Here is a 10983-nt window from a genome sequence, read left to right as displayed (position 1 = left end):
GGGCAGGGTCGTCAGGTAATGTGTCATGGCTGGTTTTGCCGAACACTACCCGCACACCGAATTGCGCTGCGGCCCGTCTGAAGACGCTGATGTGATCGAGCTGGTGCAACTGGACATGGCCCAGATCGGCATACTGGCCGCACAGCCCCACTACCCTGCCGACGTCGCCGTGGCGCGCCTGCCTGAACAGGCGGAGTTTTGCGTGTATGTCAGCGCCGACCACCCGCTGGCGGCCCTGCGCACGGTGCAGCGCCAGCAGCTGGAGAGCGTGCGCCAGCTGTACATCAAGACCTACGCCCCCAGCCTGCATCACGACCGCGGCCAAGCCTGGTCGGCACCGGACTACCTGACCTTGCTGGAGTTCGCCGACCGTGGTTTTGGCTGGGCAGAACTGCCCAAAGCGCTGGTCACCCGCTTTGGCAGCGGCCTGGTGCAATTGCAGGTGGCCGGTTACCCGCGGCGGGTCGACATGGATATCGCCTGGTCACGCCGCCGCGCCCTCGGCCCGGCCGGGCAGTGGCTGGTGCAGCAGTTGCTGGGCCAATAGGCCGCCGTCACAGAACCCCAGCGGAATAATTGCCCGCACCCGTGCACCCACGCGCAACAAGCAGTACACCCACCGACAAGTCAGCCGCCCCTCTCCCCCCGTAGCCTGTCACCACGCGCCGAGCTCTGCGGCACGCACCCAAAGCACAACAAGAAACGTTGGTGACCCATGAAAACAGTAGATCCGATCACCCTTGCGGTTGTCCGGGGTGCGCTGGAGACAGCGCAGCGGGAAATGACCTTGACCCTGGAAAAGACTGGCCGCTCCAGTGTGTTCAACCTGGCCCACGACTACTCGAACTCGCTGTTCGACCACCTCCCCGAAATGATCCTGCAAGGCCAGGACATCCCCATCCACCTGGGTTCGCTGATCCCCGCGATGAAGTGCGTGGCCGAATTCTTCGGTGACGACATTGCCGAAGGTGACGTGATCTACCACAACGACCCGGCGTACAAGGGCAGCCACATCCTCGACTGCTGCATGTACAAGCCGGTGTATTACCAGGGCGAGCTGGTGTTCTGGACCGTGTGCAAGGGCCACCTGACCGACATCGGTGGGCCGGTACCTGCTGGCTACAACCCGGACGCCAAAGAGATCTACGCCGAGGGCCTGCGCATCCCGCCCGTCAAGCTGTGGGAAAAAGGCAAGCGCCGAGAGGACGTGATCAACTTCATGCTCACCAACATGCGCGCCCGCCCGTACCAGGAAGGCGACCTCAATGCCCAGTACGGGGCCTGCAAAGTCGGTGAACGGCACTTGCTCGACTTGCTCGACAAGTACGGCGTCGAGCAAGTACGCGCCTGCATCGCCGAGCTGAAGAACATGGCCGACCGCCACATGCGCGCCCTGCTGCGCGACGTGCCGGACGGCCAGTACAGCGGCACCGCCGTGCTCGAAGACTCCGGCCACGGCCTGGGCGAGCTGGCCATCACCGCCCATGTCGAAATCCGTGGCGACCAAGCCCACGTGCGTATCGAAAGCCCACCGCAGGTGCCTTACTTCATCAACTCCTACGAGGGCAACTCGGTTTCCGGCGTGTACCTTGGGCTGATGATGTTCGCCCAGGTCGCACCGCCCTACAACGAGGGCCTGTATCGCTGCGTCACGGTCGATGTCGGCGCCAAGGGCACCCTGTGCAACGCCGAGGAGCCGGCACCGCACGTCAACTGCACCACCACCCCGATGGAAACCCTGGCCGATGCCGTGCGCACGGCGCTGGAGCAAGCCTCGCCGCAGCGGGTCACCGCCTCATGGGGCCATACCAGCGGCATCAACATCGCCGGCCACGACCCGCGCAACGACAACAGCGAGTACGTCACCATGGTACTGGCCTCAATCATTGCCGGCGCCGGCGCCAACAAGGTCATGGATGGCTGGCACGCATGCGGGCCGTTGTGCTGCTTTGGCGCGCTGATGAGCGGCGACATCGAGTTGCTTGAGCACGCCTACCCGGTGCTTATCCACCGCTACAGCCTGATGGCCGACAGTGGCGGTGCCGGTGAGTTTCGCGGCGGTTCCGGCACCCGCCTGGAGATCGAACCGCTGCAACACGCGATGACCGTGGTCGGCTTCGGCGAAGGCCGCCAACTGCCCACGGCCGGCGCAGCCGGAGCACGCAATGGCCTGCTCGCACCCAAGCTCGGCCGGTTGATCCACCAGCACGCGGATGGCACGCAAGACCACTACACCCAGAACCCCATGCTCACCCTGCAGCCCGGCGAGCGGATCATCAACATCAACCCTGGCGGTGGTGGCTACGGCGACCCGTTGCGCCGCCCGGTAGCTGCCGTGCTGCAAGACCTGCGCAACGGCCTGGTGTCGCCACAGGGCGCAGCCCTGGACTACGCAGTGATCGTCGATGCCGACGGCCAGCTCGACGAAACCGCCACCCGCCTTGCCCGCGACCTGCACTGACCGGAGACCCATCATGCGCAATCAATATCGCCTGGGCATCGACGCCGGCGGCACCTTTACCGACTTCATCCTGGCTGACCGCGACGGTGGCGTGCAGCTGTTCAAAGCCCCCTCCACGCCGCAGGATGGCACCCTGGCCATTCGCGCCGGCCTGGCGCAGATCGCCGACGCCACCGGCCGCACGCCGGCCGAGATCATCGCCAACTGCGACCTGTGCATCAACGGCACCACGGTCGCCCTCAACGCCCTGATCGAGCGCACCGGGGTCAAGGTCGGCCTGCTGTGCACCGAAGGCCACGAAGACAGCCTGGAGATCCGCCTCGGCCACAAGGAAGAGGGCCACCGCTATGACGCCCACTACCCGCCGGCGCACATGCTTGCCCCGCGTCACCTGCGCCGCCCCATCGGCGGCCGGATCCTCGGTGATGGCCGCGAACACACCCCGCTGGACGAACGCGCGGTACACGAGGCCATCGATTACTTGCGTGCCGAAGGCGTGCAGGCGGTGGCCATCTCCTTCCTCTGGTCGGTGCGCAACCCCAGCCATGAGCAGCGCGCCGCCGAGCTGGTACGGGCGGCGCTGCCCGGGGTGTTCGTCTGCACAGGCGTTGAAGTGTTCCCGCAAATCCGCGAATACACCCGCACCTCCACCACCGTGGTCAACGCCTACCTGAGCCCGGTGATGGCGCGTTACGTGGCACGCATCGACAGCCTGTTCGAGGAACTGGGCGCGCAGCAACCGGTACGCTACTTCCAGTCCAACGGCGGCCTGGCACCCGGACACCTGATGCGTGAGCGTGCGGTCAACGCGATCAACTCGGGGCCTGCCTCGGCGCCCCAGGCCGGGCTCGCGGTAGCGCGCCCGTTCGGCATCGACAACGTCATCACCGTGGACATGGGGGGCACCTCGTTCGACATTACCCTGACCAACGCCGGGCGCACCAATTTCAGCAAGGATGTGGACTTTCTACGCCAGCGTATCGGCGTGCCGATGATCCAGGTGGAAACGCTGGGCGCCGGCGGTGGCTCCATCGCCCATCTAGACGAATTCGGCATGCTCCAGGTCGGCCCACGCAGCGCTGGCGCCACGCCCGGCCCGGTGTGCTATGGCAAGGGCGGCACTGAACCCACCGTCACCGATGCCAACCTGGCCCTGGGTTACCTGCCTGACGGCGCATTGCTCGGTGGCAGCATTCGCCTGAACCGCCAGGCGGCGCTGGACGCCATCCGCATCAAGGTCGCCGAACCGCTGGGCATCAGCGTGGAACGCGCCGCGTTTGGCATTACCACCCTGGTCAACCTGAACATGGTCAACGGCATCCGCCGGGTGTCCATCGAACGCGGCCACGACCCTCGCGACTTCGCCCTGATCGGTGCGGGCGGCGCGGCGGGCATGCACGTGGTGCGCCTGGCCGAAGAAATCGGTATGCACACCGTGCTGATCCCCAAGGTGGCCTCAGGGCTGTGCGCCTTCGGCCAGATTCTCTCGGATATGCGTTATGACCAGCTGACCAGCCTGTCGATGCGCCTGGACGCGCAGCACGCTGACCTGGCACAGCTCAACCATGCCCTCGCCGAGCTGCGCCAGCAAGGCCTGGCGAACCTGCGCGAAGACGGCTTCGGCGACCAGGCCAGCAGTTGCCACTACACCCTGGAAATGCGCTACCGGGGACAGATCCATGAATGCAGCGTGCAGCTGGAACGCCACGCCCTGGACAGCACCGGGCTGGCAGCGCTGATCGAGGCCTTCCACGTGCGCCACCAGACGCTCTATTCGTACAGCGAGCCTGAGAGCCCAGTGGAGCTGGTCAACCTGGAGTGCTCGGTGATCGGTCACCTGCCCCGCCCGCCACAGCCAACGCTGCAAGGGCCGGCGCAGCCACCGGCGGCAACCCCGGACAGCGAGCGCCCGATGCTGTTCAGTGCCGATGGTGAGTGGCAACGCACGCCGGTGTTCAACGGTAACCGCCTGCTGCCTGGGCAGACCGTGCAGGGCCCGTGTGTGATCGAGGAGGACACCACCAACATCGTCGTGCCGCCAGGCTGGCAAGCCTGCCTGGAGCCGTCTGCCACCTACCGGGTGACACGCGGCGCTTGATCTGAAGGTCGGCACGCGCCGATCATGGGCGTGATACCTGCCCGGCCGCTTTGCGCAGCCGGGCTTTTTTGCACAATAACAAGAGCTGCTTGAGTAGCTTGCCTGCAGTTCCTTTTTTCAATGCTGCCCTCTTTGAAAAAGGACCCACCATGCCCACAGAACTCTCGACCCACGGCTGGGCGCAGCCCGAACGCCAGGCTCGCTGGGCCGAAGCGATCAGTGATACGTACTTCCCGTTGAGCCTGGAATTTGCCACCGAACAGCCATTCGACGGCCACTTGCAGCGCTGGAGCACGCCCACCACCCCGCTCAGCCTGTCACGCCTGCGCTCCAGCCAGCTCGGCTATTCACGCAACAAGGCGCACATCGGCCAAGACTCTGACGCGTTCTACCTGGTTACCGTCCCCAGCCGCAGCGAGGTGCATTTCGAGCAGGATGGCCACCAACTGAGCTGCCGCCCTGGCGGTTTTATCGTCGAGCGCGGCGACGCCCCTTACCGCTTCCACTACCGCGCGGACAATGACCTGTGGGTACTGAAGCTGCCGGAGCGTGCGCTGAAGGCGAACCTGCTCGGGCACAGGCGCTACACCCGCCACTGCTTCGACGCCAGCCAAGGTTTGGGGCGCATCTTCGTCGAACAGCTGGACCTCTGCGCGCGCCACTTCGACGCAAGCCCCGCAGCGGCACGCCACCTGCTGCTGGAGCAAGCAAGTGCGACTCTGCTGCTGGCCCTGCAACAGGACGAGCGCGTGCTGGGCAGCGAAGGTTCCAACCTCAGCACGCTGCACCTGACCCGGGTCGAGCGCTATGTACTGCAAAACCTCGGCGACCCCGACCTGTCACCGCAAGCCATCGCCAATGCCTGCGGCCTGTCACTGCGCTATCTGCACAAGCTATTCTCGATCACGCCCTACACCCTCGGCGAATGGGTGCGCCAACAGCGCCTGGACGCCGTGCACCAGCAACTGCGCGACCCGCACTGCCACCTGGCTATCGGCGAGCTGGCGTTTCGCTGGGGCTTCACCGACCAGGCCCAGTTCACACGCGCCTTTCGCCAGCGCTATGGTTGTACTGCACGCGAGGTGCGCGCGGCGCGCACGCACTGAATGCAGCGGCGCAAGGATGCGCCGGCTTCAGCCGCCAACAGGGGTATCGACCAGCTTCCAGCTGTCGTCGGGGTCGAAGCGCCTCATGGCCTTGGCGAGCTTCTCCCCTTCTGGCCCCAGGTCCTTTTCGAAGACCTGCCCGTCGTGGCTGATCATGAAACTCATCACTCCGCTGTCGTCATACTTGGCAGGCCAGGCAACCAGGGCGAAACCACGGCTCATCTGGTTGCCGATCAGGTAGCTGTAGGCGCCCCCGGGCGCTGACGGGCCTTGTGCATCGAGGATGCGGAAACGGTAGCCGTACCAGTCATCACCGACCACATCCCGGCCGAACAGTGGCCCCAATGGGCTGACCTGGCCATCGCCGGCATCTTCCCAGTACAGGCCGTCGTGCTTGCCGGGTGTGCTGAGGATCTTCTGTGCATACTCGAGCGCACCATTGCCATTGCGGTCTTGCGCGGCGTAATCGAGCTGCGCGTCGTGGTAGGCCAGCACCGACTGCAACGCCGCCAGCTCGTTGCGGCCGATGCGCCTGGCGCGGATTTCGGCGCTGCCGGCCTTGAGGTCGAAACGCCAACCGCGGCTGCCTTGAATGATGGGAATGGGCAGCGTCCATCGTTCGTGCCCCACCGCCAGGATCGCCTGGTGCTCATGGGGCCTTTCAACGCGGTGCGCTTCGCGGTACTGCTGCAGGAACGCATCGACGTCGCTGCGCTGTACGCCGCCGCTGGGGATATAGGTTCGCCAGTCATCCCCCAGCAACTGCGCCAGGCGTGCCTCGTCGGCGTGCTCCTTGCCCAGCGCTGCGACAAAGGCTTCAGCGGCCTTTTCAGGCGTCGGGAAGGCCTCCTGCGCCGCCACCAGGCACGAACCCGCCATCCCCGCAGCCAACAACCAGCAACGGACGCAGGCAACCCACCCTGATCGACGGTTCATCGACGGCCCCCTCCACCACGGCGCATGGGCGCACTGGGCCTGGAGATCTGATGCCCGGCGGCTCGCGCAGTGTGCGGCCGCTGGGCAAACGACTGACTGATGCGACCTCGGTCGGCCTGCGCGCGGGTGCTCGATGGCGAGCGCACGCCATCGAAGGCGTTATTGCGGGCACGGCCAGCGCTGTTGGCCGGCCGCGCTTGCGCTACGTGCTGCCTGGCCTGCAGGTTGTCACGGCTACTGCCCGCCTGCGCTCGGCGCTCGGCAGGCCGTGGGTTGTTCGCCTGCGCTTCGCGCACCCGGTCGCGCGCCTCGCGGTTGCTGGTGGCAGGCCGTTCGATGCCTGCCCTGTCCATCGAGGCGCGCGCCTTGTCCCGTGCCTGGGCACGCTGGGCGTCGTCACCCCGGAAGGCGGTGCGCTGCGCGGCGCCGTCCAGTTGCCGGCCATATTGCTGACGGCTGCGCGCATCGCGGTACGGCACGCCTTCGCGATTTACCGCATTGTGCTGCCACTTGTTCTGATTGTTGCTGATGCGGTTGTTGACGTTGATGTTGTTGTAGCGATTGACGTCGATATCGATGTCGTTGTGGCCCCAGTCGCAGTTGCCCCACAACGAACTGACGATCGCAACGCCGGTACCGAACGCCAGCCCCGCCACCAGTGCGGAGCCTGCGTAATACATCGGCGGCGGCGGGTAATACACCGGCGATGAGGCCGGGTAGGCCCAGGTGCCGTAGGCGGTGGTCGGGTTGTAGCTGGGCACGTACACCACCTGCGGTTCGGCGGGCTCGATGATGATGGTGGTCGGCGCGCTGCTGGCCGGGGCACTGGCCTTGGGCGCCGGCGCCGCCTGCACAGTCACCTGCTGGTACTGGTTGCTCTGCAGGTTACCGGCAGCCTGGGCCTGGTGGCGCAGGCGCTGCACGCCATTCATGACATCGTCGGGTTGCGCGAGGAAGGCATCGCCCAGGCGCTGGACCCAGACCGGGTCCTGGCCGAGGGTTGCCAGCACCTGCGGGAAGGCGACCAGCGCCTGCACACTCGGGTCCCAGGCCTGGTTGGCCACTTGCTTGACCGCAGCGTCGCCAGTGGCCTTGGGGTTGGCCTTGGACCAGGCCACCGCCTCGGCCACTTGCCCGGGGTAGGTCGCCGCCATCAGTACCTGCGCCAGCAGCGCATCCGGGTAAAGGGCAAGGGGCGCCAGCATCTGGTCCAGTTGCTCCTGGGTGAACACTGCCTCCTTGGCCGCAACCGCGGCGGTTGGCGGCGCCGCAGCATCCTCGGCCTTGACCAGCCCCGGTACGCCTTGCAGGCACAGCACCGCCGACAAGACCCCGAACAATGGCATGCGCATGACTTATCCCTATGTGGTCGAACCGCGTGGGTTAACGGTAGCAAAGCTCAGCCGTATTGCCCGCCAGAAGGTGCTGTCGATAGTCACTATCGAGCAAGGCAATTTCTACTGATCGAGGATGCCCAATAACCTTGCTCCATCGCTTCGATCCCCGCGCCCCCCAAACTCTGGAGCTGCTCGATGAACACCTCGGCCCGCCTGTTGCTCACTGCCCTGATTGTTACCGCCATGACCGTGTTGAGCGGCTGCGCCAGCCACCCTGAACTGCGCGCCTACACCGCCGAGGAAACCCGGCAGTTGCAACTCGAAGCGTTGCAACGCCAGGGCCTTTCCCTGGACGAATACGAACAACGGCGGTTGGTCATCCAGCGCGCTGGCAGCGATCAAGTGGTGACAGAGGTTGCCGAACGCTCCCCCTCCAGCCAAGGCTAGGCTCGGCTAGGCTCGGCCACGTTCAGTGCGCGCGAAAATTCCAGATGATTTCCACCACCCGCGACGCCAGAACCAGGTACAGCAAACACAGCGTAACCTGCAGCGCCGTGTGATACGGCAGCTTGGCCAAGCGATGCAGCGTATCGCTGACATTCAACAGCAGCAGCAATGCCGACACGATGATCAACCCCCAGCCGGTCACGCTCGGTACCCACAGCCCTAGGAACACGGGGTCGCTGTTGTGCAGGGCATCCGTACCGGCGGCAAACAGCAGGCCGCAGACCAGCAGGTTCTTGAAATTGTCAAAAACCTTGGTGCTCAGGTCCGCATCCAGCAGGTCGAGGTATTTTCGCCACAGTCTGCGCATGGCCTGGGCCTTGGAGTGGAAAGTGTTCAGGCAATTCTAGAAGAGAATGTGCGACGCTCGGGCGTAAACGCACGATCACCGCTAGCCCTGCCGCCTGGGTGGCGCGCCGAACGGTTTGCACCCTTGGCCAACACGGGTATCCTTGGGCGCTCTACAGCAAGCCTTCCAGGACGGTGACCATGACCAGGCCCCTTCTGTTGCTGAGCGCAGCGCTGCTGTTGAGCCCCGCGCTGCAGGCCCAGCAGATACAGCGCCAATTGGGCGATTTCGACTTCAAACTTGGCACTACGCCGACGCGCAGCATGGCCCAGGGGCTTATTTCGCCAAGCGCCGTGGGGGCCTTTCATGGCGGCCTCGACCTCAGCCACCTCAACGGCTGGTACTTGGGGCAATACGCCCCGAGCATGGGCCTGTCGCCCGACTCCACCCTGCGCCTGGACAGCTACATGGGCTACCAGCACCACTTCGACACCACCCTGGGCTATGAAGTGGGGTTGATCCACTACAGCCAACCCAACCTCTCAGGCCCTGACAGCTACGCCGTCTACGGGGGCATCTCGGTATTCGGCAGCCGTTTTGGTGGCGCGTTGCGTGACAACCCCGACAACCGCACCAGCACCCTGTTCGCCGACCTCGGTCAACTGCCCCTGCTCGACGCCGACTTCACTGTCAAGCTGGCCCATCATCGCCTGGGCACGCCGTTCACGATTGGCGATGGCAGCCAGGTCAGCGCGTTTTCCGACTGGTCGCTGGAGCTGTCGCGGCCTTGGCTGGGCATCGACCTCAATTTGATCTACAGCAACTCCAACCTCAGCGGTACCGGTTGCGATGCCTATGCCGGTATCAATGCGTATTGCGAGAGCGTGGTCACGTTCAAGGCGCAGCGCAGTTTCTTCTAGCCTGAGGCGCTGATCAGTCCGTTGCCGCCACGGCCTCGATTTCCATGAGCATCCCGTCCAGCGCCAAGCGCGGTACCGGTATCAAGGTACACGTCGGTTTCGGGCGATCTGCCCAAGCCTGATTGGCCTCGCTTACCCATTGGTGCAAGCGCGTTTCGCTGTGGTCGACGATCAGCAAGGTCAGCTTGAACACCTGGGCCAGGCTTGCGCCTTTGGAAGCCAAGGCCGTGTCGAGATTGGCCAGTGCCTGGCGGGCCTGCTCGGCGAATACCGGCGAGAGGTGGCCATCGGCATCCTCGCCACCTTGGCCGGCGATATACAGCAAGCGGCTGCCAGCCCGCACTTCAGCGACATGGGAATAGCCATTGCCACTGGGGTCATACAGGCCGGCAGGGTTGGACAGCTGGAAAGGTGCTGGACGGGGCACGGTGAATACTCGCACGGGGAAGAAAGGCCCGAGTATCAGACCTCGAGTTAGCTTGAGGTCAAGAACGTCGTAAGACTTTTCTGATAGCGATGTCGGAGCATTGAACCACGTGTGTGTTTTCAGCGAGGTCTGTCAGCCGCTAGATTGCAAGACCCGGCACGGAGGCCAGCCTGCAACAAGGAAAGCGACAATGACCAAGCATCATTTTCAACTCGCCTACACCATCAACCCACGGCATGAAGGCGATGAGGACGAAGCCGCGAGCGCACGCCTGCATCTGCGCAAGATCGGCTGGGATACCGTTGAGCACATTGAAACCACGCTGTTGGGTGTGGTTCACCTCTACCATGCGACGACGGCGGACCGGATCGACGAGGCCGAGAAGCAGATACGCGACCGCATCCACGAAGAGCTCAAGAGCTTGCGTGTGCTGTCGCGCGTCAGGTTTCACGGCTGCTTGATGGTGGATGGCCTGGGCCAGGCCATCCGTTTCAGCATTCTGCCCTGAGGCGTTGACGGTGGCCGCATCAGGCGCCCCCGCGCCTGATGCTCTGGCTATTACTTTTCCTGCAATACCGCCCTGCCCTTCACTGCGCGCGGCCCGCGCCAAGCCCAGAACAGCAAGCCTGGCAACGGTGCATAGACCACGAATACGACCCATAGCATCTTGCGCTCGGCGCGCCGGTCACTGCCGATGATGTGCCAGATGGCCCAGATTTCCAGAAGAATCACGACGGCTGCGAGGATGATCCAGATCGTTCCGATTTCCATGAGCGCTCTCCCATTGGCGTGTAATGCGTTGGGTTGCGGCAGGCGCTGAGGGTTCAATTTGGTTAAAAGGTACGCCGTCAGGGTTTCGGCGCCTATGAGATCGAGCGCCGCCCGCGCGACGCAAGGCCGCTCCT

General features: G+C 64.6%; 11 protein-coding genes and 1 pseudogene. 7 read left to right on the top strand and 5 right to left on the bottom strand.

Going from position 1 to position 10983, the window contains the following annotated elements; translation table 11 throughout:
* Positions 1-22 precede the first annotated feature (22 nt).
* From NP534_RS22865 to NP534_RS22850, 4 genes and pseudogenes are all read left to right on the top strand, one after another.
* Positions 23-547: pseudogene (locus NP534_RS22865) on the top strand (substrate-binding domain-containing protein); the annotation flags it as partial.
* Positions 548-715: 168 nt separating this feature from the next.
* Complete coding sequence (gene capB, locus NP534_RS22860; RefSeq protein ID WP_274100206.1) at positions 716-2461, top strand: caprolactamase subunit beta; 1746 nt, start codon at positions 716-718, stop codon at positions 2459-2461.
* A gap of 13 nt (positions 2462-2474) precedes the next feature.
* On the top strand, positions 2475-4559 hold the full coding sequence (gene capA, locus NP534_RS22855) for a caprolactamase subunit alpha (RefSeq protein WP_274100205.1): 2085 nt from the start codon (positions 2475-2477) through the stop codon (positions 4557-4559).
* Positions 4560-4708: 149 nt separating this feature from the next.
* Complete coding sequence (locus NP534_RS22850; RefSeq protein ID WP_274100204.1) at positions 4709-5665, top strand: helix-turn-helix domain-containing protein; 957 nt, start codon at positions 4709-4711, stop codon at positions 5663-5665.
* Positions 5666-5692: 27 nt separating this feature from the next.
* Here the strand turns inward: NP534_RS22850 and NP534_RS22845 are convergent, their stop codons facing one another.
* Together NP534_RS22845 and NP534_RS22840 are read right to left on the bottom strand one after the other, a co-directional pair.
* Positions 5693-6601: a DUF2950 domain-containing protein gene (locus tag NP534_RS22845; protein WP_274100203.1), complete on the bottom strand. Its 909-nt coding sequence runs from the start codon at positions 6599-6601 to the stop codon at positions 5693-5695.
* Positions 6598-7953, bottom strand: coding sequence for a DUF3300 domain-containing protein (locus tag NP534_RS22840; protein WP_274100202.1), 1356 nt, complete (start codon positions 7951-7953; stop codon positions 6598-6600). Before NP534_RS22840 ends, NP534_RS22845 begins: the two co-directional genes overlap by 4 nt.
* Before the next feature lie 180 nt (positions 7954-8133).
* Here NP534_RS22840 and NP534_RS22835 point away from each other — a divergent pair, with 180 nt between their 5' ends.
* Entirely contained in the window at positions 8134-8385 is a 252-nt protein-coding gene (locus tag NP534_RS22835; RefSeq protein WP_274100201.1) for a hypothetical protein, read from the top strand.
* A 22-nt stretch (positions 8386-8407) separates the two neighbouring features.
* Here NP534_RS22835 and NP534_RS22830 read toward each other — a convergent pair whose 3' ends face one another.
* Positions 8408-8752 carry a hypothetical protein gene (locus NP534_RS22830; protein ID WP_274100200.1) on the bottom strand — a complete coding sequence of 115 codons (345 nt, stop codon included), beginning with the start codon at positions 8750-8752 and terminating at the stop codon, positions 8408-8410.
* Between the two features lie 179 nt (positions 8753-8931).
* On the opposite strand from NP534_RS22830, the gene NP534_RS22825 reads away from it, so the two are divergent.
* On the top strand, positions 8932-9651 hold the full coding sequence (locus tag NP534_RS22825) for a TorF family putative porin (RefSeq protein WP_274100199.1): 720 nt from the start codon (positions 8932-8934) through the stop codon (positions 9649-9651).
* 13 nt (positions 9652-9664) lie between these two features.
* Here the strand turns inward: NP534_RS22825 and NP534_RS22820 are convergent, their stop codons facing one another.
* The gene (locus NP534_RS22820; protein ID WP_274100198.1) at positions 9665-10078 is read right to left on the bottom strand and encodes a RidA family protein; all 414 of its coding nucleotides are present in this window, start codon (positions 10076-10078) and stop codon (positions 9665-9667) included.
* Between the two features lie 190 nt (positions 10079-10268).
* On the opposite strand from NP534_RS22820, the gene NP534_RS22815 reads away from it, so the two are divergent.
* Entirely contained in the window at positions 10269-10586 is a 318-nt protein-coding gene (locus NP534_RS22815) for a hypothetical protein (protein ID WP_033697500.1), read from the top strand.
* A 50-nt stretch (positions 10587-10636) separates the two neighbouring features.
* On the opposite strand, the gene NP534_RS22810 is transcribed toward NP534_RS22815, so the two are convergent.
* Positions 10637-10849, bottom strand: a complete 213-nt coding sequence (locus tag NP534_RS22810; RefSeq protein ID WP_033697499.1) for a PLDc N-terminal domain-containing protein — start codon at positions 10847-10849, stop codon at positions 10637-10639.
* Positions 10850-10983 lie beyond the last annotated feature (134 nt).

This window comes from Pseudomonas sp. 39004, from assembly GCF_028682155.1.
Taxonomy (GTDB): domain Bacteria; phylum Pseudomonadota; class Gammaproteobacteria; order Pseudomonadales; family Pseudomonadaceae; genus Aquipseudomonas; species Aquipseudomonas capeferrum.
The sequence above is the reverse complement of the archived record's forward strand: the minus strand, read 5'-3'. Positions and strand labels throughout refer to the sequence as shown.